Below are 24,790 nucleotides of genomic sequence, written 5' to 3' on the forward strand. Positions count from 1 at the left end.
CTTCGGCTAGAGCCACCTCGACATGCTTACGCAAGCTATGCTCCCGTAAGCTCACCCATAGTTACCTGCCTCACTTGATTCCAGAAGCTCAAACGGATGAACCATTTAGCGCAGATTATATGCAGTATTTGTATTGTTACGGCTACCTTCGAGGAACTGACCATCAGCACTGGGATGATACGCCACCTGACTATTGGCAGATGCAAAAAGAAACCAAAGAAAAGTTCAAGGGTACAAGCGTTGCTGGACACATCGAACAGTTTGACTGGGATTCATTAGAGCCGGGACTGCACAAAAGAATGAAACAATGTTTGAGTACTGTCGCAGCGCGGAGTTAGGGGTGATGAATCCAGAATGTAAATTGAGGATGAGTGATTGCTAGATACTTGCCTAGCAATCATATCGTGCACGACCTCTTTATCGTGTAGCTCTTGCCAGAAATCTATCTAAATGATTAGCAAACTCGCGGCGCTCTGTCTGCCCAAGTGGGGCTGGTCCGCCAGTTTGAACGCCACTAGAGCGCATGGTGTCCATAAAGTCACGAATATTGAGGCGAGCCTTGATCGTATCTTTGGTGTAAAGCTCACCGCGTGGGCTAAGTGCCACAGCGTTTTTGGTAATGACTTCATCTGCCAAAGGAATATCAGACGTAATGACCAAGTCGCCAGCGTTGACTCTTTTCACGATTTCATTGTCCGCAATGTCAAACCCAGCAGGTACGGTCAGCGAGTGGATATTGTCTCTCTTTGGTACAGGAACGGTGTGGTTAGCCACAAAGGTGCAGGTTAAGCCAGTGCGCTCGGCGGCGCGGCACAGTGTTTCTCGAATCACTTTTGGGCAAGCATCGGCATCGACCCAGATCTTAACAGCTTGTTTTAAAGATTCAGTCACGAGATTGCTCCAATGCAGCTAATCGCTGAGTCAGCGCGGCAACTTGCTGTTCTAATTCTTTCACTCTTAGCTCTAGAGGTTGCTCGGCCTTTTCAGCTGCGATTTCTACTTTAGGTACGTGCTGACCGCTCTTCCAAGATTTGATCACAGTGATCAGCGCAGGCATAGGTACTTTTGTCTTCAAACGCGCCTTCACTAGGGCGACGGTCGGCTCTTTTCCCTCGGCGTGCAATGAGCTGATTGCAGCTTCAATCTCAGCAGAGACATCTTTGGTAATCATGGTGGTTATTCCGTTAAATAGGCTTTCCATTAATAGTACCTTCGAATCTAGGGGAGGTACAGGCGGAGCTTGTGTGACGGGCATCACTAGTTAACAGTGGTCCGCGAATCTAAGACATTAGCCAATTTGGAAACCCCCTGTGCGAGATCTCTCACACGAGCTGTGAGATAAAGAGAAAAGATCGCCAGAAAATTGGAAGGAAAAGAGCTTAAGTTTTTGTTTAGTATCGTATTTAACCTTAATTTAACAGCGTCAGTGCAAAACTTTTTGTATTGGGTAGATTGTCCAGAATCGCGATTAGGGTAAATTAGAACCTGTCGGAAGGATGCTGACACGGAACAGGAATGACATTGGAAGGTCATCTTCAGGAAGAAGATTTGGTTACCAAGGGAAACGTAACCAGCACGGAAGTTAGGATAGCGCGGGAAGCGAACAATCATCAGGACGGTGATTTTTAGGGAAATGGATACACTCAGGAAGAGTGCAGGAACCCCATCAGGATGATGGTCAAGGACACCGCTCAAGGAACAAGTGAAGCGAGCTGACTGGGATGGTTAGCGTCATTGGATGAGATGGACACCGCTAGGACGGCGACGAATGGATATAGCTGACGGATTCAGCCACTATTACGGATGATGCATGGAGCATTTTTAGTAGCCGGACTGCTGCGAGTAAGACTATAGCCCCAATACGCAAGTGTTGGGGCTTTTCTTATTTATAAACCCTAACGTTCATACTTCTCATGTAAGTGTCGCACTTAATCTAAAGAACACAGAGTCTAAAGCCTCTATTAGGTTTCTTGGGTATTTAGTTACGAAAAGGAAGTCAATGACAATAGTTACTCGCAGAACCATTCTCGTCCCCTATACCGACTATCTAGAGTCGGATTTTCTGATGCTTAACGTGTGCGCGAAAAATCGTAAACACATGAATGGTCCTCATACTCTTGCCACTGCGCGCCAGTTGTTTCAAACCATATTGAGCGACTCAAAGTTCTATGCGATGGCGGCACTGGATCTGCGTACGCGCGATTACATGGGGCATATTTTTATTCAGCGTGGCGCAGAGGGTAAAGGAGAGATAGGCTATATCTTTGATAAGCAATACTGGAATAAAGGGATTGCAACAGAGGTATTAAAAGCGTTTATTCCTGATGTCGTTCATACATTAGGACTTAACAGGCTCGAAGCGAACGTCGATATTGACCATGCTTCTTCGATTCGATTGCTGAGTAAACTCGGGTTTGAGCAGTACGGACAAGCGGAAGATGAGCATGGCCCGTACTATCAGTTTCAATCTACATTCGGTGTGCTGGAAAGTGAAAGTTCAGCACATGAAAACCTTTCATCACCAGCTTTCCTTGGTAATAGTCGTCACCAAGCGCTGAAAACTCAAACTCATAAATAGTGTGCCAACCGAATCGGCCGTTGGCATCTCTTAGCCTGTGAGCGCCAAACGAGACGCTCAACATTTGCAGATCTAACTCCTTACAGCGACGTGTCACCGCCGCCTTAGCAATCTCAGATTGACGCCGCTGCTGCCAAAATACAAAGCAGAACATGCTCAGCGCCAATATCATCAAAAGATTATCTATCATTTCACCTTCCTAGTGAGTTTTTCCTTGTGTTGCCGCCTGTTGTAGCGCGACCAGTGCGCTGGCGAGCTCTGGTGATGGACTAGAGTGCAGCAATGGCAAAAGCACCAAACGCAGACTCGGCATCATAACCAGATCGGCAAATAACTGATTAAACAAGCCTTGGTTGCCAGTTTGAGCTAGCCGTACCAAGAACTTCTCGGCTAAGGCTGGGGTAGTCAGAGGCTGCCAAGCACGGCCGGCAATGGCAATCAGTACTTCTTGATGACTCAAACGTGCACTGGCCAAAATTTCAGTCACCAATGACTCAAGTTGCTCTGGCTTGCCACCCGATAGCGCCCGAGCATAAGCCGCTAACAAGAATAGATCCGGCTCATCGGACTCACATTCAAATTGAGCAAGTTCGCGCAGCGTTGTAGAGAGCTTTTCTGGCAACGCCACATGCTCAAGCGCGCCAAGTAGCGCATATCGTGGCTCGCTTGCAAGGTGACGCAGGCTAGTGCGGATCAAGCGACCGTTTTCATCACGTCCAAGCCTAGCTGCCATATCGGTGATGCCTTGCAGTCCAACCGTTTGCCAGTTGTCCCAGCCAAGGTCGCCTCGGAAGTATTCACGAGCATGCTGGTAGTATTGGCTGGTGGTCAGATCCAGTTCAGCTCTTAATAAGCTATGGAATACAGCTAACTTGTCGTCTGTTGGTTTATACGTAAATGGGTTGTTTGACAGCTTTTGTTGCTGCTCCTCGCTCATCTCTTTTCCAAGACGTGTCCCCATTGCTTCAAGCACGTATTTTAGAAACTGGCCGACATCGCCTTGGCTCAGTAATCCACGCTCATCAAGCTGGAATTTAAGGAACCAAATCCAAGGCTGTTTTTCTTCGTTCCAGTAGGCGATGGCAAACTGAGCCTGTCTTTGAATCGGATAAGGGTAAGGCTGACTAGCGCGCTCGACGGCAGCAAACTGATCGTTATCAATCAGTTGTACGCGTCTTGAGATATCGTAGATGTGATATTGGCAGCCACTGTTGACCAATAGATCCGTCAAAGTATGAATGGTTTCCATGGAGGGGTTCCTAGTACGGTTTGGGTATAGAACAATAGATGGTATTCTATCGCCAATTTTCAAGTCATTGACGACCATTTTCAATAGCGATGATGCAAAGTCGTGAAATAGTTCGTCGCGCTACTAGATAGATCTATGAAGTTATTACTTGTTGAGCTGAAACAGCAGCTTAAAAAACACTCACTTTGGCAGCAGCACGCCCCAGATGCTGAGGCATTGAGTAGCCAACAGCCGTTCGCAGTCGATACCCTTGAGCCTCAAGAGTGGTTGCAATGGATTTTTATTGCACGAATGGAGTCTCTGATTGAGGCCGGTGGCGACACCCCAAAAGGGTTTGAAATCACGCCATACTTTGAAGAAGTGTGGAAGCTACGTCCTGAGTTGGCCGAGGTTCTAATGGTACTTAAACAGATAGATGAGGCTGCAAAATGAGTGAATCGACAGTTTTGCCAGAGGTTGAGCTACTAGAGATTGTCTACCGAGACGAGTACCTCATTGCGGTGAATAAGCCTGCGGGTATGTTGGTACACCGCTCATGGCTAGATAAAAATGAAACACGTTTTGTCATGCAAACTTTGCGTGATCAAATTGGTCAGCACGTTTTTCCTTTGCACCGCTTGGATAGACCAACATCGGGTGTGCTGTTATTTGCACTTTCGAGTGAGATAGCAGCGAAAGCGATGCCGATGTTTGCCGAGCACAATATTGAGAAAACCTATCACGCCATTGTTCGTGGCTGGATTGAGCAAGGCGATGTTTTAGACTATCCACTGAAAGTGGAACTCGACAAAATTGCCGATAAGTTTGCCGACCAAGAAAAAGAGGCGCAGCCAGCGGTCACCGCCTATCAGCCATTGGCTAAGGTTGAAGTGCCATACTCGACAGGTCGTTTTCCAACTAGCCGCTACTGCTTAATGGAAATGAAGCCAAAGACGGGTCGTAAGCACCAACTTCGTCGTCATATGCATCATTTAAGTCACCCGATTGTCGGTGATACGACTCATGGTGATGGCCGGCATAATCGCTTGTTTAGGGAGCATTACGATACCCATCGTATGCTGTTGCATGCGTCTTGTTTGGCGTTCAACCACCCAATTACTGGCGAGCCAATACGTATTCAAGCAGGGTTTGATTCGGTTTGGCAGAGTCTAATGAGTGAATTTGGCTGGCAAGAGTGTGACGCAATCCAAGATTACACCTAATTACGTTACTTTACGGACTAAATAGTGGATTTCTTAATAGGTGAATTTTCGCTAAACTGTGGTCTAAACCATAGGAGGTGTTATGCATTGTCCATTTTGTTCAGAAAATGACACAAAAGTTATCGATTCCAGACTGGTAGCCGATGGCCATCAGGTGCGTCGTCGTCGTCAATGTTTGGCGTGCAGTGAGCGTTTCACCACCTTTGAAACCGCCGAACTGGTTATGCCAAAGGTGATTAAATCCAATGGTAATCGTGAGCCTTTTAACAAGGATAAGATGGTCGGTGGCATTCAGCGAGCTTTAGAAAAGCGTCCGGTGAGTGCTGACTCGATTGAACTTGCGATCAGTCATATTGAATCTCAACTTCGCGCTACCGGCGAGCGTGAAGTCCCAAGTGAAATGATAGGAAACCTAGTCATGACTCAGCTGAAAGAGCTGGATAAAGTGGCCTATATCCGTTTCGCATCTGTTTACCGTAGTTTTGAAGACATTCGCGAGTTCGGTGAAGAAATCGCTCGCTTGGAAGACTAACTGCCACCCCAAAATCAGCGATAGGTATGGATTACTATGAGTCAGTTTAGCGCTATTGACTATCAGATGATGAGTTTAGCGATTGACCTTGCCAAGAAAGGCCGCTTCACCACTGCTCCAAATCCGAATGTCGGCTGCGTGATAACGCAAAATGATGTCATTGTGGGGCAGGGATACCATAAGAAAGCGGGTGAGCCGCACGCCGAAGTGCACGCAATGCGTATGGCGGGTGAGCAAACTAAGGGCGCGACGGCGTACGTCACCCTAGAGCCATGTTCCCACTATGGGCGCACGCCACCCTGTGCCGAAGGGCTGATTAAAGCGGGTGTCGCGAAAGTCGTCTGTGCCATGTCCGATCCAAACCCGCAAGTCGCTGGGCGTGGTTTTGCCATGCTTGAAGAGGCGGGTATTGAAGTGCAGGTTGGCATCTTGGAGCAAGATGCGCGAGCACTAAATCGAGGCTTTCTAAAGAAAATGGAAACCAATCGTCCCTTCGTTCAGCTTAAAATGGCGGCCAGTCTCGATGGGCAAACCGCACTTGCTAATGGTCAAAGCCAGTGGATCACAGGCGCTGAAGCGCGCCGCGATGTACAGGCGTATCGTGCTGAAGCTGGCGCTATTTTGTCTACTAGCCGCACCGTTATTGACGACAATGCATCTCTAAATGTTCGCTGGAATGAACTGCCAAGCCAAGTTCATTCGGTGATTGACTCCACAGAGCTTCGTCAGCCAGTTCGTGTCATATTGGACAGACAAAATCAGCTCAGCTCTGATCTAAAACTGTTCAGCACCGAAGGCGTTATCCTCCGAGTGGCTCATGAAGGTGGCGATCTTAACATCCCAGCAGGTTCAAGCGAGCAGCTAGACCTTGCCCAAACGCTAGATGTACTAGCCGAAGAGCACCAAATTAACCATGTTTGGGTGGAAGCGGGCGCAACTCTGGCGAGCTCTATGATAGAGCAGCAGCTTGTCGATGAGCTTATCGTCTATTTAGCACCTAAGCTTATGGGGGCTGATGGCCGAGGACTGATCGGCGCGCTTGGGCTTGAGTCGATGCAACAGGTTATCGATCTCGATATTAAAGACATTCGTATGGTGGGTAGTGATATTCGAATCGTTGCCACGCCACAGCTAAAAAAGAAATAGAAGATGTTTACAGGAATTATTGAAGCCGTTGGTACCCTAAAAGCGATTACGCCAAAAGGGGAAGACATCAGTGTTACCGTTGATGCTGGCAAACTGGATATGGCCGATGTAAAACTCGGCGACAGTATTGCGACCAATGGTGTGTGTCTAACTGTGGTGGCGTTCACTGACAGTAGTTACCAAGCGGATTTATCATTAGAGACGCTAAAGAAAACCGGCTTTGCCAACTACAGCGTGGGTGACAAGGTCAACCTTGAAAAAGCCATGTTACCGACCACGCGTTTCGGTGGTCATATTGTCTCTGGTCACGTCGATGGCGTGGGTGAGATTGTCGACAGACAGCAAGTCGGTCGTGCAGTTGAGTATTGGGTACAGATGCCATCGGAAATCACTAAGTATGTCGCCCAAAAAGGCTCGATTACTGTGGATGGTATTAGCTTGACAGTGAACGATCTTCGCAAAGATGCGTTTAAGCTAACTGTCGTGCCACATACGTCAGAAGAGACCACCATCGACCAGTTCCAGGTAGGGCGAAAAGTAAACCTTGAAGTCGATGTTATGGCTCGTTACATGGAGCGATTACTTCAAGCGCAGACTCACTCTGAGCCTGAGTCGAGACTGACGATGGAATTCTTACAACAAAACGGTTTTGCCTAATCTCGCGAATCTAGTTCTCGAAAATCTAAGAATTGCAAAACCCAGATAAAAACAAGCGCAATAACAGGAACGTGAAATGCCAATTAGTACGCCGCAAGAAATCATTGAAGATATCCGTTTAGGGAAAATGGTCATCCTAATGGATGATGAAGATCGTGAAAACGAGGGCGACCTTATTATGGCCGCTGAGCAAATTACCCCTGAAGCTATCAACTTTATGGCAACCCATGGTCGTGGCCTTATCTGCCTAACCATGACCAAAGAGCGCTGTGAAAACCTAGGTTTGCCTCCTATGGTGCAAGACAACAACGCGCAATACACCACAAACTTTACCGTATCGATTGAAGCCGCTGAAGGTGTGACTACCGGTATTTCTGCTGCCGACCGCGCGCGCACTGTGCAAGCGGCTGTTGCGAAAGATGCCAAAGCGGCCGATCTTGTTCAGCCAGGACACATCTTCCCACTTGCTGCTCAAGATGGTGGTGTACTAACTCGCGCAGGTCACACTGAAGCGGGCTGCGATTTAGCAAAACTGGCGGGACTTGAGCCAGCATCGGTGATCGTTGAGATTTTAAACGACGATGGCACTATGGCGCGTCGCCCAGATCTTGAAGTGTTTGCTGAAAAGCATGACATCAAACTAGGTACGATTGCTGACCTTATCGAGTACCGCAACAACAACGAAACAACGATTGAACGCGTTGCTGCGTGTCACTTGCCGACAGAATTTGGTGAGTTTGAGCTGGTCACATATCGCGATACCATCGATAACCAAATCCACTACGCTATGTGTGCTGGTGACTTGACGGCAAACACGCCACTGGTTCGTGTTCACTTGCAAGACACGTTCACTGACATTCTGCGCTCAAACCGTAACTCAGATCGCAGCTGGACACTGGAAAAAGCGATGAAGCGCATTGGCAATGAAGGTGGTGTGCTGGTCATACTGGGTAATGAAGAGAGCACTGACTTCTTGATTCACAAGATGAAAATGTTCGAACAGCAAGATAGCGGCACAGCACCTACTATGGCGAAAAAGCAGGGCACATCTCGCCGCGTAGGTGTGGGCTCTCAAATTCTAGCTGACCTTGGCGTGCATGAAATGAAATTGCTGTCATCAGCAGACAAAAAATACCATGCCCTCGGTGGTTTTGGTTTGACGGTCACGGAATACGTCACAGAGTAACCTATCAAGCCTTTGCTTCTGATAAGCAAAGGCTTTTTGTTATCAAGACTGCGCCCTACTTTTGGACACCTTGCTAAAGCCTTGTCTGGACGAAGTTAGCGGTAGATATTAATAAATGACTTGTGCTAGAATCCGTCGATTCTCGCGAGATGAACATAGTTTATAAGGAAAGCATATGAAAGTTATCGAGGGTGGCTTCCCAGCACCGAACGCAAAGATTGCTATTGTAATTGCACGATTCAATAGTTTTATCAATGAAAGCCTACTATCGGGTGCTATCGATACTTTGAAACGTCACGGTCAAGTGAGCGAAGACAACATCACGGTTGTACGCTGCCCAGGCGCAGTTGAACTACCACTTGTTGCTCAACGTGTTGCGAAAACAGGTAAGTTTGATGCAATCGTATCGCTAGGTACAGTCATTCGTGGCGGTACACCACATTTCGACTATGTTTGTAGTGAGTGTAATAAAGGTCTTGCACAAGTGTCTCTGGAGTATAGCCTACCAGTAGCCTTTGGTGTATTGACTGTTGATACCATCGATCAAGCTATCGAGCGTGCAGGAACCAAGGCTGGTAATAAAGGTGCAGAGGCTGCACTAAGCGCGCTTGAAATGATCAACGTTCTTTCTGAAATCGATTCCTAATGGGGGCCAGTGTGAAACCAGCCGCACGTCGTAATGCACGTCAATTTGCTCTGCAAGCAATTTATTCTTGGCAAATTACTAAAGAAAATGTTGCCACTGTTGAAGAACAGTTCTTATCAGGTGGTAAGTATGATGAAGAAGAACATCATGCTGCTGAGCCTGCGTTGACTGCGCCAGAGACTGACGTTGTATATTTCCGTGACCTACTCACGGGTGTCGCGTTGAATCACACGGAGCTAGACAGCAAGCTACGTCCATTTGTTTCTCGCCCAATGCAAGATCTAGACATGATGGAACTTGCGCTACTTCGCCTAGCGATGTACGAGATGACACGCCGTGAAGACGTACCTTACAAAGTGGTTATTAACGAAGCGATCGAACTTGCAAAAGTATTCGCTGCAGAAGACAGCCACAAGTTTGTTAACGGTGTACTAGATAAAGCAGCACCACACGTTCGTAAGAAGTAACAAACAACGTTTGTCTATTCGTAAAAAGGTCAGCAATTTGCTGGCCTTTTTTATATACTCTGTTCACCTTTTCGTTGCCAAGTCGACAAGATGTCTGGTGAATTTAGTTTAATCGATAAGTACTTTGCTCATAAGCAGCAAAACCGAAAGGATGTGATCCTCGCTCAAGGAGACGATTGTGCGATTGTCGCCCCTACTGCTGGCTCTCATATTGCCATTAGTACCGACACCTTAGTGGCGGGCACTCATTTTCTCGCTGACGCTAATCCTGCGCAAATTGCTCACAAAGCCCTCGCGTCAAACATCAGTGATCTCGTGGCCATGGGCGCTTCCCCTGCTTGGGTTTCTATGGGTATTTCGTTACCTGAAATCAATACGGCATGGCTAGAGCGTTTCTCCAATGCGTTTTTTAAGCTTGCCGATTACTATGGTATTCAACTGATTGGCGGCGATACCACTAAAGGTCCACTTACTATCACTCTTACTGTTCAAGGCACACTACCTGAAGGTAAGGCGTTGACTCGCCATGGTGCCCAGTCAGGAGACTGGGTCTATGTCACCGGACAACTTGGTGATGCCAAAGCGGGACTTGATGTGATTTTAGAGAACAACATCAGCGCGGATACCAGCCTCAATCAAGAGCTACAACGACGTCACTTTGAAGCCACGCCACGCGTACTAGCGGGTATAGCGTTGCGAGATATTGCTTCAGCAGCCATCGACATTTCTGATGGGCTGGTGGCTGATTTAGGGCATATTCTGAAACGCTCTAAGGTTGGCGCAAGGCTTAATGTTGCAGCGCTTCCGACATCAAAAGAACTGCTGCAGTTTGTCGGTAGCCGGGCACTTGCTCAGCAATATGCACTGACCAGTGGTGAAGAGTACGAACTATGCTTTACGGTACCAGAGGCCAATCGCGGTCAACTTGAAGTGGCGTTAAGTAATACGCCGTTTACCTGTATTGGGCAACTGACAGGCACCGAATATTTAGAGCTTCACAACGACGATGCGCCAGTTGACTGGCAACTCGACGGTTTTGATCATTTTAAGGGAAATCAATGAGCAATCCTCTCGACTTAATCTCACTTAAAAACCCTTGGCACCTATTAGCAACCGGTTTTGGAAGCGGTTTGTCGCCGATTATCCCCGGCACCATGGGAACACTCGCGTCGATCCCTTTATACCTGTTACTGGTTCAGCTGCCGTTAAGCGTTTACCTCATAGCCGTGGTTATCGCTTGTATCATTGGCATCAAAATTTGCGACGTCACTTCTCAAGACATGGGTGTACATGATCATGGCTCAATTGTTTGGGATGAGTTCGCTGGCTTTTGGATCACTATGGCGATTGTACCTGCGCTTAAACTGCCCGCCGATGATTGGAAGTGGTTAATCACAGGCTTTGTGCTGTTTCGCTTTTTTGACATGGTAAAACCTTGGCCTATCGGCTGGCTCGACAAGCGCATGCATGGCGGCCTCGGCATTATGATTGATGACATCGTTGCCGGTATTATGGCAGGGCTCTGTTTGTACTTAGTAGGTCATTTTGCTGGTTGGCTAGCATAAACGTTCTCGTATAGCCTTGTGTATTCACAAGGCTTCTTCATTTCTGGTCGGAGGACTGTTGTTCGGTAACTTGCTAAGTTATTGTAATTAAAGTTCTTATTTTCGTGGTTTTTACAAACCCATATCTGAATGACAAAGCTTTACTATACGTTTGGTTAAAAGTTGTTATGATTGCCGCCTCTTTTACGCTCTGTAACAATTGGTATGTTTAGCAATCTACGTCTTTTCATTAATTCTTTTCTTGTCATGGTCAATACGGCTATCACGGCTGTCGTGGTTTGCACATTCTCGATCATTAAATTAGCCCTACCTCTCGCGTCTGTTAAGACTCTGATGACGAGTTTGTCGAATAAGCAGATGTGGCTTTGGGCAACGATTAATTTGTGGCTACTTAACCTGAACAACGATATTGAATGGGATATAGAAGGTGGCGACGAGTTGACACCAGAGCAGTGGTACATGCTGCTATCTAACCATCTCAGTTGGGCGGACATCGTTATCATTACCTCGGTTATGAAAAACAGAATGCCGATGTGTAAGTTCTTGCTTAAGCAGAGCCTATTGTATGTCCCGTTTGTTGGCCTCGCGTGCTGGGGACTGGATATGCCATTCATGAAAAGGCACTCGCAAGCTTACCTTGTCAAGAACCCAGATCGCCGCAACGACGATTTCAATGCGATTCGCAAGGCGTGTAAGAAGTTTGAACATGTACCTACCACTATGATCAGTTTTGTTGAAGGTACGCGTTACAGCGAAGAAAAATTGGCAACGGTTAAAACGTCTTATAGACATCTGTTGAAGCCAAAAACAGGTGGTGTTGCGTTCACACTTAATGCAATGAATCACCTTTTAGATGGTGTCGTCGACATTACACTAGCGTATCCAGAAAACCGCGAAGATCCGTTTAAGGACTTGTTGAAAGGTAAACTCACTAAAGTAGTGGTTAAGATAGATGTCTATCAAATGGATGAAAATCTTAATGGTGATTACTTTAATGACAAAGTATTCAAGCGCCGTTTCCACAATTGGCTCAATGATGTCTGGAAGCGTAAAGATGAGACACTAGAAACGATTTATTCTCAGAGCTAAGCCCCGTATCAGAGATAACAAAGCCAGATACAAAAAAGGTCTACCCAAGGGTAGACCTTTGTATTGCGACTAAAACAGTTAAGCAAACTGTCTAGGTATCACTTTGCAGCACTTTTCGGCTTCGTTAATTAACACCGAGACTGCATGAGTATGGTAATCCTCACCGCTCTTCCAAACGGTTTCTCCGAATATTTGACACAACTCAAAATCAGAAATAGTTCCCTTCATTTCCTTGTAGGCGACGGCAGAGATGATTTTTTGCTCTAATGCTTTAGGGCAAGATTCAACACGCCAACGGCTCACTTGAATATTGGGCAAAGCACACTCCTTTGTGGTCATATTTTCGTCATCAAAGCCACGATAACACCATGAAAAAGCACGATCAAGGTGATCTTGCTCACATTTTATAGGTGTATATAACGTGCTAGAGCTAACTGTCTGTAAACCTGAGAAGTTCTGCCTATTAGGTGAAAAAATAAACTTTTGGTGGATGAATTAAGCATCCTCCGTTAAAAGTGACAAATGTCTAATTCTTAAGCGTACTGTCTTTTGCTAATGATAAGTTGTTTGGCTCGTGTTACCAGTGAAGGAATATACCATGTCATCGCAATGGGGAGTGCAAAACGACTTACAGTGTCAATGAAGGCAGCGGTATCTTGATCACCTTTAGACAATTGATCTGGGAGCACAAAGGCTAGCAATAGGTAGGTAAACGCGACTAACAAGACACTAAACCACCATGGATCGCTGTCCTGATATTTGATCACTGTGGCCGAGTGGTTGTGAGGTTTTTGCTGATTTTCCTTAATCATGGATTCTACTTCCTATTCATCCAATCTAACGCTTTCATTCAATCACGCGAAATGCTCAAAACAAGTAACACAGCTCAATAACGTAAGCGACATCGAAAAAATAAGAGATTGTATGATCAGTTTTGGTCAGACATCACATTCGGTTGGGGTTTTGTCATAATGCGTAAATAAGGCCAGTGTTATACACGATGGGGTTCTCATTATTGAGTAAATATTCTAACGCTTCTGCCAGCCCTCACTACACTGATGAAAAAGTCAGCAAAATAAAGGAATAACGATGGACTACGAAAGGATCAAAGTCAGCCGCACAGAGGATGTGGTGACTGTGACGTTGAATCGCCCTGATAAGCTTAATGGTGTCGATATGGAGATGTTCGTAGAGCTGATTCACGTGAGTCGTGCGCTACGTAAAGATCGCCAGCTCAGAGCGGTGATTTTAACGGGGTCCGGGGACAACTTTAGTTCGGGTCTCGACTTTAAATCCATGATGACCAATAAAAGCAATGCGGCGAAATTGTTGTTCAAATGGTGGCCGGGTCAGTCCAATCGAGCTCAACAGGTGAGCAGTAACTGGCGCAAATTATCAGTCCCTGTCATTGCGGCAATCGACGGTTACTGCTGGGGCGCAGGGATGCAAATTGCGCTTGGAGCTGACTTTCGTATTTGCTCGCCAAAGGCGAATCTATCCATTATGGAATCAAAGATGGGGTTAACATCGGACATGGCTGGCTCTATTGCCCTGCGTGAAGTAATGCCTAAGGACAGAGCGATGCTTATCTCTATCTGTGGTCAAGAGTTGTCAGCGAAAGAAGCGTTAAAATATGGATTGGTAACAGAGGTCTGCGAAGAGCCATTAGAGGCAGCCCAAGCGCTAGCAAACAAAGTAAAACGTATGTCTCCGGATGTAAACGCAGCGATGAAGCACATGTACACTCGATATTGGACAGCGCCCGCCTGGAAGCTATTGGCCTATGAAACCTACAGTCAAATACGCATTATGTTAGGAAGGAACTTTGGGCGGATGCAAAGTGCATTAAGAAAAAAAACGCCGCCTGAGTTTCAGCCTAGGCAGCGTTATTGGTAATGTTGTCATCCCAACATTAGTGGACGACAAGCGGCTCGCCGCATTCTTGGGAGCGGTAAAGCTCTTTGATGTTAGAGAGTTTGTGCCATAAACTGCGTTTCACTCTAATGAGAGTGACAGGTTGAGAGTCAATTTTTGTATCAGGGCGATATCGTCTTTCAATGGACTGATCAGTAATCAAAATGGTTTGTTCGACGAACAATTGCTCATATTTATCAATATTGTGAATGTGGCTCTATGACCTATTCGCTATGATAGAGGGTACTCTATTAACGCGAATGGTTTCAGGGAGCCCTTAGTGAGCGAATTTCAAGATCTCTCAATTCACATCGATCAAATCTCACAGGCCGAAGACACGCAGCAGCCACAGATCCTCAATCAATATATCGAGCAAGGTCTAGACGCCGCATCGATTGCGCTTATTCTGGAAGCGTTTCCCATTGAACAGAGGGTTAGGCTTTGGCGTGAACTGCCGCTCGAAAGCCACATTGATGTCCTTACCGAGTCTCGTGGTGAAGTGCGTGTATCGATCCTCGATGCTCTATCAGAAACCGAGTTAAAGCTTACCCTTGCTAAGCTCGACAACTTATCTTTGATTGAATGGGCAGACTCACTGCCTGACGAGATCATCGAAGAGGCCATCTCCCTCCTAGAGCCTGCAGAGCTAGAGCTTTACGATCTTGCGAATGAATACCAAGAAGAAGAGTTGGGTCGCTGGGTTGAGCGTAAAGTAGTGGCACTGCCATTTAATATTTCCGTTGCCCGTGCCAAAGTGCTGGTGGATAAGTACACCCATGAGCCATCGGGTTACGTTTATCTGATTGATAAGCAACACCGCTTTCGCGGTATGGTCGAATACGCTGAGTTGGTCGGTGCAGAGCCATCGACACGCATTAAGTCCTTAGTGCTGGAGCATGTGAGTACGTTAAGTGCCACGTTGGAGCTCGCTGAGGCTGTCGATGCAATGGAGCGCTCTGCGTTTACCTCGCTTCCTGTCCTTGATGAGCGTAAGCGATTGCTAGGTGAGATCGATTGGAAGTTTGCACTAAGTACTCAGCGTGAAATCTATGAGACGCGCCTTATGGCGGGTACCGGTATGGACGAAGGCGATGACCTGTTTGCGCCGATTCTAAAAAGCTCACAAAAACGTGGTGTGTGGCTCGGTATTAATCTGCTCACTGCTATTCTTGCCTCTGTAACGATCGGTCTGTTTGAAGATGTGATCGCGCAAGTGGTCGCACTGGCGGTTCTGATGCCTATTGTGGCATCTATGGGTGGCATTGCAGGCAGCCAAACCTTGACTTTGATGGTGCGTTCTATGGCGCTTAATCAGATCACCTCAGGAAACCGGTTTGCGCTAATTAAAAATGAGCTTGGTATTGGCGCGATTAACGGCCTGCTGTGGGCTTTGGTTATTGGCGCCGTAGCTGGGCTGTGGTTTCAATCGCCACTGCTCGGCGGCACGATTGCTCTGGCGATCGTCGTTAATATCATCACCGCAGCCTTGTTTGGGGTGTTGATTCCATTAATTCTCGATAAACTCGACCTTGATCCGGCTCTGGCAGGTTCGGTTATCCTAACCACAGTAACTGATGTCGTCGGCTTTTTCGCCTTCTTAGGTACGGCAAGTTTGGTGCTGTTGTAGGGAAAGGCTGGCCTAGTTTGCTTTTTTGTAACCAGCTGGTGATCTCATCAGCTGGCCTACAAAAAAACGAATCATACGTAAATCATTGAATAAAAAGTTAGTTTTATCCTCGTTTTAATCCAGATATTGGCGAATTTGATCGCCTTTGTTAACGCGTCTATTTTTCCGGTTTTGCCTATCTAGCACTCTGTTGGATTGGAGTTATAATCCCGCGCCATTTATTGGTGGTGAGAATGAAAACGTCAGTGGTATTGGCTGGTGTTTTTCTAATGATTTCAATCAACTTGCTTGTCTTTGAATATGTGGACAGGCAATAGGTGTTTAAGTGATGAAACTGATCAAAACAACAATTGCTGCGGCGCTAATGTCTACTATGCTAACAGGCTGTATCGGCCAAATGGCAACCACAGGTGCACTCATGTACGAAGTGAACCTAAAAGGTGTCGACAACCGTTACGCGCGTGCAGGTCTATATACTTTGATGTCGCCAGTGTACGCGATCACCGCGGCTGCTGACCTATTTGTTGTGAACTCTATTGAGTTCTGGACGGGTACGAACCCTATCACTAAGAAAAAAGCCGTCGCTGACACACCGGCTGAGGCTTACATTAAAGTAAACCATAAAGTAGGTAAGAAGTTTTCTACAGCGCCAGTGAAGCTTTCAAAGCTGGACGACAGCACAATGCAAATGGAGTTTTTGGATGACGAGAGCAAAGCTCGTACTCTAGTCGGCGTTAGCGGCCAAGACAGCGTTGATTTCTATCTAGATGGTCAGTACGTGACAACAGCGACACACCAAGAGCTAGAGCAGTACGCGACAGCTTCTTAATGTGCTTAGCTAGATAAAACACGAACAAACTAAAAGGCCGACTGGGTGCTGATCCCGGTCGGCCTTTTTACCAATTAATAGGATGCGGAAAGGAGCGAATTGGTATAAAAAGATGTTAACACATTGTTCAAAAAGCGCGATGAGCAGAGCGTGGCAGAATGTAAAATTCGGTATGTAATCTTCTCTGCAGAAACACTTAGTCGTGTTTGGACATTTTTAATAAGGTTTAGAGACCTTGAATGCGCTTGGCGGTAACAATCAATCCTTGGGTATAACTAAAGCCGTAGCCATAACCATAACCGCCGTAACCATTCTCACCTCTTCCTCCTGCCTCAAGTATCGCTTTATAATCGTAGTCACCGCTCGTGATTGGGGTAATAGAGACCACCTCAAAGCCGTCATGATTGAGTGTCGCGACCGCTTTCTGCAAGTCTTCTGCTAGACGGACGCTATCCACTACCGATTTGGAATACCCCGTTTTTCGCCAAACGGGAGAATCGCTATAATCGACAGCTTCATGTTTCCCCACTTCACAAAAATGCGCGGGTACATGAACGATTCGATTCATTTATTTACCTTACTGCTATTGTTACTCTGATATGCCTTTTGGGTCAGTCTTAATGCCGACTCTCTGCTATTAGGCTGCCGATTCTAACTTACTCTTCCATCAATATGCACAAATTGTTCATTTATTCAGATAGTTAAATGTCGTAAGTGCGCTGTATCGCACAATTCGTTTCCGATCGTACCTAGCCTTATCCAGTAGCCGGCGGTGACATTCATGGCGAAATTGCCATTCTCATACATAATTAAATATGTCTTTTGTAAGTAAGGAGACATGTTATGAAATGGATGATTGCAGCTGGTATAGGAGTGCTACTCTTGCTCTCAAATGCCAGCGTTGCTGGTCAAGGTAGCGGAAAAATTGGCTTTTTGGTGGATTGCACCATTGACGGGAAATCAACTCGAATGCCAATGACGGCTTGCAGGCAAAAAGGAGGCGAGGCCAGATAGTCAGTAGTGACCATTCGCCTTAACTGTGTTTCAGAGTCGAGTTAAGGCGAATGCAGAGATGTCTAATAGGTAGAGGGTATTAATCTTGGCCTTTAGACACAATTCGACTGATGCGTGAGTAGTGCAGGCCAAAGTGGGCACCGATCTGTTTTTGTGTGTAGCCACCGCTGCGAAACGCGAGGCTGATGGCTTCATCTCGGCTGTTGGCTTTCTGCTCATATTCTTTCAGGCTAAGCGGTGCTGCGCGTCGTTGGGCGCTTGGGATCTCTCCAAGTTCCCCGTTAAGCGATGCCAGGTGGCGCTGAATAAAGGCCTCATCGCCCAAGAAAATTTGACGCTTTAGGTGCTGCCAAGGGTTGCACTCTTTCCCTTCGAGAACAAACTGCTTGTAGTGGCCTAATGCTTGCTCGCGATCTGTGCCAAATGATTCGAGTGTGGGCTTACTGACAAACCATGCTGGTGCAGTTTTGCTGCCGTTGAGGTAGCCCCAACTGCTCCACGGATAACTTTCTGGATCGACGACCATATTCGCTTTCACTGGGCTGAGCAAAATGTCGCGACTGACATCGAGGAAGTGTGCGTCTCTTTGAACAAGAATCGACTTAAAACGACCTTGGTATAGGTGTCCACTGCGACCATGCTTTTGATTAAATCGTTGTGTGTAGACTCCGTTAAGTTGGCGCATGCCAATGCTTAAGTTGCCATCTGGCGTTTCAAGGAGTAGGTGATACTGATTCTTCATCAAACAGTAACTATGAACCACCCAGTTGTAGCGCGTTGCGGTGTGATCGAGCACTTGAAGGAACAGTTCAAAATCTTCGCGATCTTGAAAAACAGACTGTCCGTCGTTGCCTTTCGAGTTCACATAGTAGAGGGCGCCTGGGTATTCGATTCGTAGTGGTCTGCTCATAACGGTGGGGGTCGTCTCATAAGTGTATGAACGTTCTACTATAAAGGATCAGCTTCGAAAGGCAAAATGCAAGACTTGACCCCTATTGGATTTGCTCGTGATGCGTTGTCCAATATGTCAGCACTTTTGATAGGAGTGTGCTGACACTATTGGATGGTAAAGATTTTTCGGCTTATGCGGTTACCGCTTTAGTGATGCTAAGGGGTGCCATGTTGTGTTTGTTGCGCTGCCATACTCGCTCATGGAAAAAATAAGCAATCGAGTTAATAGCGGGTTCAATGGTTGCCATTAGACCACCAATAAAGGCATCGCCAGTCAGTAAATAAGTAACAATAAACGCAACGCTAAAGTGAATGACAGCAAAGCTTGCCGTTTTCACTTGAGTCTTTGACTCACGGCGTTTTAGGTAAGGCAGTTTTTGCCAAAGCTTCTCATGAAGATAAAACGCACCAGTGTTGATCGTCGGCTCCACCATAGCGACCAGACTACCAAGCAAGAAGTCTCCAGTCAGAGCAAACGCAACCATAGTCGCGATAGAGAAGTGGATACCTGCAAAAGTGAGTGTCTTGATCATTACGTTACCCTCATGAACGTTAATCTGTGTTGATGAGATTATTATTGATAATTATTCTCAGTAACAGAAGTAAATTACTCCTATTTAGTTGATAGTTTATTCCTATCAATAGGCCAGTTGCTTATAGCTATTGCCGATTTTATATTTTACTGTCATGCCATGGCGTCTAAACTAGAAGAGAACCCCTAGCCATGATCAATGGTTAGCGGGAATCACTTTCTGATTGCTTTTTCCTCCGCTTGGCAGTACATATAAGCAGATCCCACACATAGGCTTTTAGCGTGAAGCGACCGATACTTTTTGCTCCGTTACTGATGACATTACTGATGATATTGCTGCTTGGTAGCATCGTGGAGTGTTCTGGTGAACGTGTATCTTTGTATCCGTCGGTGACGCTCGTCCCTGAACGCAGTCCAGATATTGCTGGTGATAATCAGCTGCTACGGGTATCGACATTAAGAGTGCCAACTCAAAAAGTACAGTCTCATCATGAGCCGTTGTTGCCTTGGTTTGTTGTATTGCCGTTATCACTTTGGTCTGTGTTCTGTGCCTCTCATTGTACAATTCCTCGAAGCTACCTTGCCTTTGCCAGTCCTAGGCTCGGTGGTTGGCAAGAGTCCAACCTACAATTTCGTTTCATTCACTCGCGTTAGTCACACTTTCAAAGATTTAACTTCCTAATTTTGTTAAGCTTTTGGAGTGTCTATGTTGGATGCGACTCAAGAGGTTTTGATAGCAATTTGGCATCAAGACTTCGACGCACTGCTATCGCCTAGCAGTGCCGTACTGATCTATGTTTTGGTCTCTTTATTTATTTTTCTAGAGAGCAGTTTTTTGCCGGCTGCGCCTTTGCCATGCGACAGCATAGTGGTTCTGATGGGTACCTTGTCGGCGGTGGGTGTACTCAATCCATTTCTCGCATTTGCGCTGCTTACCATTGCCGCTTCTGTGGGCAGTTGGCTTGCGTATTTACAAGGGCGCTGGTTAAACCGCCTGCCTGTCGTCCAAGGCTGGGTAAACAAAGTCCCCGAGAGCAACATGAAGATGGTGGATAACCTTTTGGGTCGCCATGGGCTTATTGCTCTGTTCATGGCTCGATTTGCCCCTGGTGTTCGCTGTCTGGTGCCGATGGTGATGGGTATTCGACTGCATGAAGTGCAGCGCTTCCACTACTTTGCTTGGTTCAGTGCCAGCTTGTGGATTGCTCTGCTAGCCGGTGTAGGATTCCTCTTACCATCTTTACCTGAACCTATTAGCCGTTTTGCCACTATGGTGTTGATGGCTGCGCCTGTCGCGACGCTCAGCGCGGCGATCTTCACCTTTGCGACCTGGCGCCTGCGCAGGCTTATCGGTGACAAGAAACGTCGTCTCAACAAGCTTTTAATAGCGTCCTATTTCCTAGTTAACACACAAGAGGCGTTGGCAGCACCTCTGATTAGAATCCCATGTTGAAAAATCTTAAGGCTCCTCAGCTCGACCTTAGTATCTTGCTGGCTATTATCTCGATCATGATGCTTGGCTCGCTGACCATTTGGAGTGCCAGTGGCTACAGCGAAGCGATGATGACCAATCACTTGATGCGTTGCGGCATTGCACTGACTTGCGTGCTGATCATGGCTTCGATCCCGGCAAAACAGTATCGACGTTTCTCACCGCACCTTTACTTACTCACTATTATCCTGTTAATCGGCGTGGTGCTGGCAGGAGACAGCAGCAATGGCTCTCAGCGCTGGCTCAGTCTTGCTGGGGTTCGCTTTCAGCCTTCAGAGTTGGTTAAGCTTGCTATTCCAATGATGGTGGCTTGGTTTATTCAAAGGGAAGGTACTAGGCCAAGTGGCTTGCGACTGATTGCGGCTATTTTGATGACGGCCATCCCTGCGGGTCTAATCTTTATTCAGCCAGACCTGGATGGGGCAATCTTTGGCGTGATTTACATGCTGTTTGTTCTTTATTTTGCTGGCATGAGTTGGAAGATCATCGGAGGATTTGTCGCTTTAGTAGCAACCTCTGCGCCTTTGCTATGGTTCTTTGTGATAGAAACGTATCAAAAGAAACGCATTTTGCAGTTCTTGAATCCGCAAAGCGATCCGCTCGGTTCGGGGTATCAAATTATCCAGTCCCATATTGCTATTGGTTCTGGTGGGGTGATAGGGAAAGGCTGGACGAACGCTACTCAAAGCTCATTAGGTTTTATTCCTGAAAGTCACACTGACTTCATTTTCTCTGCGTTTGCGGAAGAGTGGGGGTTTGTTGGTTGTGTTTTGCTGCTGTCGCTCTATCTGTTCATTACGCTAAGAGCATTGTGGCTTGCTTGCCATTGTCACCATGCTTATAGCCGTTTGGTATGCGGCGCACTAGCGCTCAGCTTCTTTTTGTACGCGTTTATCAATACCGGTATGGTCAGTGGTCTATTACCTGTCATGGGCAGCCCGCTACCGTTTTTTAGCTATGGTGGCACCGCAATGATCACTCAGGGGGTGTGTTTTGGGATCATTATGTCCCTCTGCCGAGCGACATCGCGTTACGATTAATTTGAGGTAAGAAAAAGCGCCTTACTAAAAAGAAGGCGCTTGAGTGAGAGTCAATAAACGTAGGACCAGTTACCAATCAAAGCGGGATACTCGGACATTGCCCAATGACCGAGACTTTTTGCGGTGATAGGCCAGTGACATTTTGTGAGTGAGTAGGCATGAAGAATGCTGGGTCTTTATTGTCTCTTAGCTTTACTGATAGCTCGCTCGAAAACTTTCCAACCTATTGACAATCATCGCTTTATTAAGCGAACTCAGCGCGGCGAACCTTCTAATTACTGTCGATAATTGTTGTGTAAAAACAATTGTTTTCAGTAAAATTAGCACTAGAAGTGGAATTTGGTGAGGTCGATGTTGATGTTAATTATCAAGGGTACTTTGCTCAACTCGCGCAGCTTAAACAGAGTCATCCAGAACTGAAAATCCTACCGTCATTTGGTGGCTGGACTATGTCAGAACTGCTCAAGAAGTAGTCTTCATAGAGAATAAATGAAACCGGCCCAAGAGGTCGGTTTGTTTTTTAGCCTAGACTTGGCTTGATGAATCTAAATCGATAAACTTCGCGCATAATAGGTGGATGTTCACGATAAGGAAGCTGTATTGAAATACCTAGGAACTGCCGCGCTTTGTTTATTTTCGACCATGGTGCAATCAAACGATTTATGTATGACTGAGGAGCAGCGTGTTGCTGGCTGTGAATTAAGAAACGGGAAATCGCGGAGCAAAAGCCAGGTTCTATGCTCACATTGAGTGAAAGCTATTCCAAAGGCGCTGCGCAAGAGTATCAGGCACAAAATGGCAGCTACCAATACACGTTTCTCGATACGCTATATGGCGATATGGAAGCGGTATATTTGCTATCAGAAATGGAGTATCGCGGTTACGATGTTCCTTGGATTAGTGAGAGTACGTTAGCCCATCATGCAGTCGATAAACACCTCACGGTATCTCACAGCAGCAAAGGTGAGCTGGCTAGGCTTTATTGCCAAGATGATGACCATTTCTACGGACCGCCACATAATCAAGCGCAGTACATTCATATTTTGCGCGATACGACAGATAAATACCGCACCACGGTACCAGCAGAGATAGCAGAATGTCAGTCCGAGTCTAAGCGCTGTTTTAATATCTACGAAGATTATAAACAAGAGTTCGCCGTACTCTACTTTCCAGTGATTGGAAATAGTGCATTCGTTAACAACACAGCCTATTTGATAAAAATGAGCAGCGGTGCAATGGTGAAATTAGCGCCGGAAATTGTGGACATCCAAAATCAAGCACAGTCGAAAGGGAGTGGAACCATTCACCTAACACTCGATAATCAACAAACCGTGATTGGATTAGAAACCAAATAACCCAACGCAGTTTGAGTTGTTTGGATTCGACGTTAATGACAAAAAGTAAGCCGACCTTTTAGGTCGGCTTCGTGATTTATAAGCCTTGTGCCTTCGCCATGCTATTCGCGATTTTAGGGGCATACCAAAGACTTGGGGCGATAATGAATGATGCTGGTACCGCAGTAATCACAATGAAAGATTGCAATGCAGAAATGCCGCCACTGCCCATTGAAATCAACACGATCGCCACCGCGCCCATGATTACTCCCCAGAAAGCGCGGATCAAAGCATTCGGCTCCTTGTCGCCGGAGATCACCATAGTAATCGTATAGGTCATTGAGTCACCCGTGGTCACAATGAAGGTGGTGGTTAAAATTAAGAACAGGATTGAAATCAGCATCGGGAAGGGAAGCTGCATAGTGATCGCCAGCAGCGCGCCTGGCATATTGAACCCTTCGAAACCGGCTTTAATGATACCAGGAGTAGCTAGCTCAAAGGCCAGTCCAGAGCCACCCACGATGGTGAACCAAAAGCACGTCACTAATGGAGCGGCAATACTTATGGAGAGAATTAACTGTCGAATGGTGCGGCCACGTGAAATTCGTGCGATAAAAATGGCCATCATTGGCGCATAACCAATAAACCAGCCCCAGAAGAACACGGTCCACCAACCTAGCCATTGAGTGTCTCCGCGGTACATTGCCATCGGCACAAACTGATCGATCATGGTCCCAAGACCTTGAACATAGCTGTCGATGATAAAGCCAGTTGGCCCTGCAACTAAGATGAAAATGATGAGCGCCGCAGCAAGAATGACATTGTAGCGGCTGACCAATTGAATTCCGCGATTTACGCCGCTCAATGCCGACAAGGTATAAAACAGCATCGCAATGACGACCACAGTGGCCTGAGTGGCAAAGGTATCGGGAATAGAAAACAGCGCTTGCATCGCATAACTGATCTGGAGGCCAAGAAAACCAATTGGACCAATGGTGCCTGCCGCGACTGCAATGATGCTCAAGGCATCGATGGTATTACCGACCCAGCCTTCAATAGCGCGCTGTCCGAGCAATGGGTAGAGCAGAGTGCGAGGTTTAAGTGGCAGGCCTTTATCGTAATGCAAATGCATCAGCACAATCGATGATAGTCCACCCAACACTGCCCAAGCAAGAAAGCCCCAATGAACAAAGGATTGTGACAGCGCGTTGATAGCGTTGTTTTCTGGTGAAGAAGAGCCGAATAGTGGTGGTGGAGATAAGTAGTGAGCGATAGGTTCGGCTGCGGCCCAAAAGACGCCGCCACCTGCGAGCAGAGTACAAAGTACAATCGACATCCACTTGAAGCTTTCAACATCAGGGCGTGCGATTCCACCAAGCCTTACATCACCCGTGCGGCCAAAACAAAGCGCGAGACCAATAATGAAGTTAGCCAGCAAAAGCAGCTGCCAAAAGGCACCAAAATAACGGGTGGCAAGGTCAAAGCCTGAATTTACGGCGTTGGAAAGGGCGATAGGGTGTGTCAATGCAAGGAGGACAAAGAGCGTTAGGAAAGAGCCGCTGAGCCAGAATACAGGGTTGTTCATTTCTAGTTTTTCAGCAAGGCTCTTGATGCGTTCAGGTGGATAAATCGCATCATACGCGGATATCGATGCGGCTGAGCAAGCCTCAACCGTATTGGAATTTGACATTAAATAATCACTGTTCACGGAGCGCAGTTTATTTATCGCGCTGTGGATTT

31 protein-coding genes and 1 pseudogene are annotated in these 24,790 nt (G+C 46.7%); 22 read left to right on the forward strand and 10 right to left on the reverse strand.

Going from position 1 to position 24,790, the window contains the following annotated elements:
* On the forward strand, window positions 1-338 hold a 338-nt coding region (locus tag ACJB0T_RS19725; RefSeq protein WP_495292927.1), incomplete at its 5' end, for a hypothetical protein.
* Between the two features lie 79 nt (window positions 339-417).
* Here the strand turns inward: ACJB0T_RS19725 and ACJB0T_RS19730 are convergent.
* Window positions 418-891 (reverse strand): YaiI/YqxD family protein, encoded by a 474-nt coding sequence (locus tag ACJB0T_RS19730; protein WP_479290962.1) that lies wholly within the window; start codon window positions 889-891, stop codon window positions 418-420.
* Window positions 884-1,171 (reverse strand): hypothetical protein, encoded by a 288-nt coding sequence (locus ACJB0T_RS19735; protein WP_479292299.1) that lies wholly within the window; start codon window positions 1,169-1,171, stop codon window positions 884-886. The genes ACJB0T_RS19730 and ACJB0T_RS19735 overlap by 8 nt, the downstream gene beginning before the upstream one ends.
* A gap of 828 nt (window positions 1,172-1,999) precedes the next feature.
* Between ACJB0T_RS19735 and ACJB0T_RS19740 the strand changes: the two genes are divergently transcribed.
* Window positions 2,000-2,578 (forward strand): GNAT family N-acetyltransferase, encoded by a 579-nt coding sequence (locus ACJB0T_RS19740; protein ID WP_479290960.1) that lies wholly within the window; start codon window positions 2,000-2,002, stop codon window positions 2,576-2,578.
* On the opposite strand, the gene ACJB0T_RS19745 is transcribed toward ACJB0T_RS19740, so the two are convergent.
* Both ACJB0T_RS19745 and ACJB0T_RS19750 read right to left on the reverse strand, forming a co-directional pair.
* Complete coding sequence (locus tag ACJB0T_RS19745; protein WP_112462101.1) at window positions 2,469-2,768, reverse strand: DUF3301 domain-containing protein; 300 nt, start codon at window positions 2,766-2,768, stop codon at window positions 2,469-2,471. The two genes, ACJB0T_RS19740 and ACJB0T_RS19745, sit on opposite strands and share 110 nt — an antisense overlap.
* Before the next feature lie 9 nt (window positions 2,769-2,777).
* Window positions 2,778-3,827, reverse strand: a complete 1,050-nt coding sequence (locus ACJB0T_RS19750) for a DUF3549 family protein (RefSeq protein ID WP_479290958.1) — start codon at window positions 3,825-3,827, stop codon at window positions 2,778-2,780.
* A gap of 135 nt (window positions 3,828-3,962) precedes the next feature.
* Here ACJB0T_RS19750 and ACJB0T_RS19755 point away from each other — a divergent pair, with 135 nt between their 5' ends.
* From ACJB0T_RS19755 to yihG, 11 genes are all read left to right on the forward strand, one after another.
* On the forward strand, window positions 3,963-4,259 hold the full coding sequence (locus ACJB0T_RS19755) for a YqcC family protein (RefSeq protein WP_479290956.1): 297 nt from the start codon (window positions 3,963-3,965) through the stop codon (window positions 4,257-4,259).
* A complete protein-coding gene (truC, locus tag ACJB0T_RS19760; protein ID WP_479290953.1) occupies window positions 4,256-5,029 on the forward strand; it encodes a tRNA pseudouridine(65) synthase TruC in 774 nt (257 codons plus the stop codon). Before ACJB0T_RS19755 ends, truC begins: the two co-directional genes overlap by 4 nt.
* 82 nt (window positions 5,030-5,111) lie before the next feature.
* Window positions 5,112-5,561: a transcriptional regulator NrdR gene (gene nrdR / locus ACJB0T_RS19765; RefSeq protein ID WP_042496919.1), complete on the forward strand. Its 450-nt coding sequence runs from the start codon at window positions 5,112-5,114 to the stop codon at window positions 5,559-5,561.
* A 36-nt stretch (window positions 5,562-5,597) separates the two neighbouring features.
* Window positions 5,598-6,707: a bifunctional diaminohydroxyphosphoribosylaminopyrimidine deaminase/5-amino-6-(5-phosphoribosylamino)uracil reductase RibD gene (gene ribD, locus ACJB0T_RS19770; protein WP_353496800.1), complete on the forward strand. Its 1,110-nt coding sequence runs from the start codon at window positions 5,598-5,600 to the stop codon at window positions 6,705-6,707.
* 3 nt (window positions 6,708-6,710) lie between these two features.
* On the forward strand, window positions 6,711-7,364 hold the full coding sequence (locus ACJB0T_RS19775) for a riboflavin synthase (protein ID WP_353496799.1): 654 nt from the start codon (window positions 6,711-6,713) through the stop codon (window positions 7,362-7,364).
* Between the two features lie 76 nt (window positions 7,365-7,440).
* Window positions 7,441-8,550, forward strand: a complete 1,110-nt coding sequence (gene ribBA / locus ACJB0T_RS19780; RefSeq protein ID WP_353496798.1) for a bifunctional 3,4-dihydroxy-2-butanone-4-phosphate synthase/GTP cyclohydrolase II — start codon at window positions 7,441-7,443, stop codon at window positions 8,548-8,550.
* A gap of 175 nt (window positions 8,551-8,725) precedes the next feature.
* The gene (gene ribH, locus ACJB0T_RS19785) at window positions 8,726-9,196 is read left to right on the forward strand and encodes a 6,7-dimethyl-8-ribityllumazine synthase (protein ID WP_004741508.1); all 471 of its coding nucleotides are present in this window, start codon (window positions 8,726-8,728) and stop codon (window positions 9,194-9,196) included.
* The gene (nusB, locus tag ACJB0T_RS19790; RefSeq protein ID WP_353496797.1) at window positions 9,196-9,663 is read left to right on the forward strand and encodes a transcription antitermination factor NusB; all 468 of its coding nucleotides are present in this window, start codon (window positions 9,196-9,198) and stop codon (window positions 9,661-9,663) included. Before ribH ends, nusB begins: the two co-directional genes overlap by 1 nt.
* Window positions 9,664-9,753: 90 nt before the next feature.
* Window positions 9,754-10,725 carry a thiamine-phosphate kinase gene (gene thiL / locus ACJB0T_RS19795; RefSeq protein ID WP_479290947.1) on the forward strand — a complete coding sequence of 324 codons (972 nt, stop codon included), beginning with the start codon at window positions 9,754-9,756 and terminating at the stop codon, window positions 10,723-10,725.
* A complete protein-coding gene (gene pgpA, locus ACJB0T_RS19800; RefSeq protein WP_112462109.1) occupies window positions 10,722-11,228 on the forward strand; it encodes a phosphatidylglycerophosphatase A in 507 nt (168 codons plus the stop codon). The genes thiL and pgpA overlap by 4 nt, the downstream gene beginning before the upstream one ends.
* A gap of 204 nt (window positions 11,229-11,432) precedes the next feature.
* A complete protein-coding gene (gene yihG / locus ACJB0T_RS19805; protein WP_479290945.1) occupies window positions 11,433-12,317 on the forward strand; it encodes a 1-acylglycerol-3-phosphate O-acyltransferase, YihG family in 885 nt (294 codons plus the stop codon).
* A 78-nt stretch (window positions 12,318-12,395) separates the two neighbouring features.
* On the opposite strand, the gene ACJB0T_RS19810 is transcribed toward yihG, so the two are convergent.
* Complete coding sequence (locus ACJB0T_RS19810) at window positions 12,396-12,635, reverse strand: hypothetical protein (protein WP_479290944.1); 240 nt, start codon at window positions 12,633-12,635, stop codon at window positions 12,396-12,398.
* 215 nt (window positions 12,636-12,850) lie between these two features.
* A complete protein-coding gene (locus tag ACJB0T_RS19815) occupies window positions 12,851-13,129 on the reverse strand; it encodes a hypothetical protein (RefSeq protein ID WP_479290940.1) in 279 nt (92 codons plus the stop codon).
* A gap of 277 nt (window positions 13,130-13,406) precedes the next feature.
* On the opposite strand from ACJB0T_RS19815, the gene ACJB0T_RS19820 reads away from it, so the two are divergent.
* The 3 genes from ACJB0T_RS19820 to ACJB0T_RS19830 all read left to right on the forward strand — a co-directional run bounded on the left by ACJB0T_RS19820 (window position 13,407) and on the right by ACJB0T_RS19830 (window position 16,687).
* Window positions 13,407-14,213, forward strand: a complete 807-nt coding sequence (locus ACJB0T_RS19820; protein ID WP_479290938.1) for a crotonase/enoyl-CoA hydratase family protein — start codon at window positions 13,407-13,409, stop codon at window positions 14,211-14,213.
* Between the two features lie 298 nt (window positions 14,214-14,511).
* Window positions 14,512-15,858: a magnesium transporter gene (locus ACJB0T_RS19825; RefSeq protein ID WP_479290935.1), complete on the forward strand. Its 1,347-nt coding sequence runs from the start codon at window positions 14,512-14,514 to the stop codon at window positions 15,856-15,858.
* A gap of 328 nt (window positions 15,859-16,186) precedes the next feature.
* Window positions 16,187-16,687, forward strand: coding sequence for a DUF3332 family protein (locus ACJB0T_RS19830; protein WP_479290933.1), 501 nt, complete (start codon window positions 16,187-16,189; stop codon window positions 16,685-16,687).
* Between the two features lie 226 nt (window positions 16,688-16,913).
* Here the strand turns inward: ACJB0T_RS19830 and ACJB0T_RS19835 are convergent, their stop codons facing one another.
* Window positions 16,914-17,255 (reverse strand): hypothetical protein, encoded by a 342-nt coding sequence (locus ACJB0T_RS19835; protein ID WP_446647264.1) that lies wholly within the window; start codon window positions 17,253-17,255, stop codon window positions 16,914-16,916.
* 275 nt (window positions 17,256-17,530) lie between these two features.
* Here ACJB0T_RS19835 and ACJB0T_RS19840 point away from each other — a divergent pair, with 275 nt between their 5' ends.
* Window positions 17,531-17,701, forward strand: a complete 171-nt coding sequence (locus ACJB0T_RS19840; RefSeq protein ID WP_479290931.1) for a hypothetical protein — start codon at window positions 17,531-17,533, stop codon at window positions 17,699-17,701.
* A 79-nt stretch (window positions 17,702-17,780) separates the two neighbouring features.
* On the opposite strand, the gene ACJB0T_RS19845 is transcribed toward ACJB0T_RS19840, so the two are convergent.
* Together ACJB0T_RS19845 and ACJB0T_RS19850 are read right to left on the reverse strand one after the other, a co-directional pair.
* Window positions 17,781-18,611, reverse strand: coding sequence for a transposase (locus ACJB0T_RS19845; protein WP_479290929.1), 831 nt, complete (start codon window positions 18,609-18,611; stop codon window positions 17,781-17,783).
* 172 nt (window positions 18,612-18,783) lie between these two features.
* Window positions 18,784-19,185, reverse strand: a complete 402-nt coding sequence (locus ACJB0T_RS19850) for a DUF2061 domain-containing protein (RefSeq protein ID WP_479290927.1) — start codon at window positions 19,183-19,185, stop codon at window positions 18,784-18,786.
* 281 nt (window positions 19,186-19,466) lie between these two features.
* Here ACJB0T_RS19850 and ACJB0T_RS19855 point away from each other — a divergent pair, with 281 nt between their 5' ends.
* The 5 genes and pseudogenes from ACJB0T_RS19855 (at window position 19,467) to ACJB0T_RS19875 (ending at window position 23,071) form a co-directional block, all read left to right on the forward strand.
* On the forward strand, window positions 19,467-19,838 hold the full coding sequence (locus ACJB0T_RS19855) for a hypothetical protein (RefSeq protein ID WP_479290925.1): 372 nt from the start codon (window positions 19,467-19,469) through the stop codon (window positions 19,836-19,838).
* 52 nt (window positions 19,839-19,890) lie between these two features.
* A complete protein-coding gene (locus ACJB0T_RS19860) occupies window positions 19,891-20,637 on the forward strand; it encodes a DedA family protein (RefSeq protein WP_479290923.1) in 747 nt (248 codons plus the stop codon).
* A complete protein-coding gene (gene rodA / locus ACJB0T_RS19865) occupies window positions 20,631-21,716 on the forward strand; it encodes a rod shape-determining protein RodA (RefSeq protein WP_479290921.1) in 1,086 nt (361 codons plus the stop codon). Before ACJB0T_RS19860 ends, rodA begins: the two co-directional genes overlap by 7 nt.
* A 320-nt stretch (window positions 21,717-22,036) precedes the next feature.
* Window positions 22,037-22,174: pseudogene (locus ACJB0T_RS19870) on the forward strand (chitinase); the annotation flags it as partial.
* A 279-nt stretch (window positions 22,175-22,453) separates the two neighbouring features.
* Window positions 22,454-23,071: a hypothetical protein gene (locus ACJB0T_RS19875; RefSeq protein WP_479290919.1), complete on the forward strand. Its 618-nt coding sequence runs from the start codon at window positions 22,454-22,456 to the stop codon at window positions 23,069-23,071.
* Between the two features lie 76 nt (window positions 23,072-23,147).
* Here the strand turns inward: ACJB0T_RS19875 and ACJB0T_RS19880 are convergent, their stop codons facing one another.
* Window positions 23,148-24,740 (reverse strand): BCCT family transporter, encoded by a 1,593-nt coding sequence (locus ACJB0T_RS19880; protein ID WP_479290917.1) that lies wholly within the window; start codon window positions 24,738-24,740, stop codon window positions 23,148-23,150.
* Between the last annotated feature and the right edge of the window lie 50 nt (window positions 24,741-24,790).

Source organism: Vibrio sp. CB1-5 (assembly GCF_059412285.1).

Bases quoted from the DNA above. Each gene is read 5' to 3' on its own strand.
- ACJB0T_RS19735 (WP_479292299.1), bottom strand. From the start codon at position 1,171: ATGATTACCAAAGATGTCTCTGCTGAGATTGAAGCTGCAATCAGCTCA.
- ACJB0T_RS19740 (WP_479290960.1), top strand. From the start codon at position 2,000: ATGACAATAGTTACTCGCAGAACCATTCTCGTCCCCTATACCGACTAT.
- ACJB0T_RS19745 (WP_112462101.1), bottom strand. From the start codon at position 2,768: ATGATAGATAATCTTTTGATGATATTGGCGCTGAGCATGTTCTGCTTT.
- ACJB0T_RS19750 (WP_479290958.1), bottom strand. From the start codon at position 3,827: ATGGAAACCATTCATACTTTGACGGATCTATTGGTCAACAGTGGCTGC.
- ACJB0T_RS19755 (WP_479290956.1), top strand. From the start codon at position 3,963: ATGAAGTTATTACTTGTTGAGCTGAAACAGCAGCTTAAAAAACACTCA.
- truC (WP_479290953.1), top strand. From the start codon at position 4,256: ATGAGTGAATCGACAGTTTTGCCAGAGGTTGAGCTACTAGAGATTGTC.
- nrdR (WP_042496919.1), top strand. From the start codon at position 5,112: ATGCATTGTCCATTTTGTTCAGAAAATGACACAAAAGTTATCGATTCC.
- ribD (WP_353496800.1), top strand. From the start codon at position 5,598: ATGAGTCAGTTTAGCGCTATTGACTATCAGATGATGAGTTTAGCGATT.
- ACJB0T_RS19775 (WP_353496799.1), top strand. From the start codon at position 6,711: ATGTTTACAGGAATTATTGAAGCCGTTGGTACCCTAAAAGCGATTACG.
- ribBA (WP_353496798.1), top strand. From the start codon at position 7,441: ATGCCAATTAGTACGCCGCAAGAAATCATTGAAGATATCCGTTTAGGG.
- ribH (WP_004741508.1), top strand. From the start codon at position 8,726: ATGAAAGTTATCGAGGGTGGCTTCCCAGCACCGAACGCAAAGATTGCT.
- nusB (WP_353496797.1), top strand. From the start codon at position 9,196: ATGGGGGCCAGTGTGAAACCAGCCGCACGTCGTAATGCACGTCAATTT.
- thiL (WP_479290947.1), top strand. From the start codon at position 9,754: ATGTCTGGTGAATTTAGTTTAATCGATAAGTACTTTGCTCATAAGCAG.
- pgpA (WP_112462109.1), top strand. From the start codon at position 10,722: ATGAGCAATCCTCTCGACTTAATCTCACTTAAAAACCCTTGGCACCTA.
- yihG (WP_479290945.1), top strand. From the start codon at position 11,433: ATGTTTAGCAATCTACGTCTTTTCATTAATTCTTTTCTTGTCATGGTC.
- ACJB0T_RS19815 (WP_479290940.1), bottom strand. From the start codon at position 13,129: ATGATTAAGGAAAATCAGCAAAAACCTCACAACCACTCGGCCACAGTG.
- ACJB0T_RS19820 (WP_479290938.1), top strand. From the start codon at position 13,407: ATGGACTACGAAAGGATCAAAGTCAGCCGCACAGAGGATGTGGTGACT.
- ACJB0T_RS19830 (WP_479290933.1), top strand. From the start codon at position 16,187: ATGAAACTGATCAAAACAACAATTGCTGCGGCGCTAATGTCTACTATG.
- ACJB0T_RS19835 (WP_446647264.1), bottom strand. From the start codon at position 17,255: ATGAATCGAATCGTTCATGTACCCGCGCATTTTTGTGAAGTGGGGAAA.
- ACJB0T_RS19840 (WP_479290931.1), top strand. From the start codon at position 17,531: ATGAAATGGATGATTGCAGCTGGTATAGGAGTGCTACTCTTGCTCTCA.
- ACJB0T_RS19845 (WP_479290929.1), bottom strand. From the start codon at position 18,611: ATGAGCAGACCACTACGAATCGAATACCCAGGCGCCCTCTACTATGTG.
- ACJB0T_RS19850 (WP_479290927.1), bottom strand. From the start codon at position 19,185: ATGATCAAGACACTCACTTTTGCAGGTATCCACTTCTCTATCGCGACT.
- ACJB0T_RS19860 (WP_479290923.1), top strand. From the start codon at position 19,891: ATGTTGGATGCGACTCAAGAGGTTTTGATAGCAATTTGGCATCAAGAC.
- rodA (WP_479290921.1), top strand. From the start codon at position 20,631: ATGTTGAAAAATCTTAAGGCTCCTCAGCTCGACCTTAGTATCTTGCTG.
- ACJB0T_RS19875 (WP_479290919.1), top strand. From the start codon at position 22,454: ATGCTCACATTGAGTGAAAGCTATTCCAAAGGCGCTGCGCAAGAGTAT.
- ACJB0T_RS19880 (WP_479290917.1), bottom strand. From the start codon at position 24,740: ATGTCAAATTCCAATACGGTTGAGGCTTGCTCAGCCGCATCGATATCC.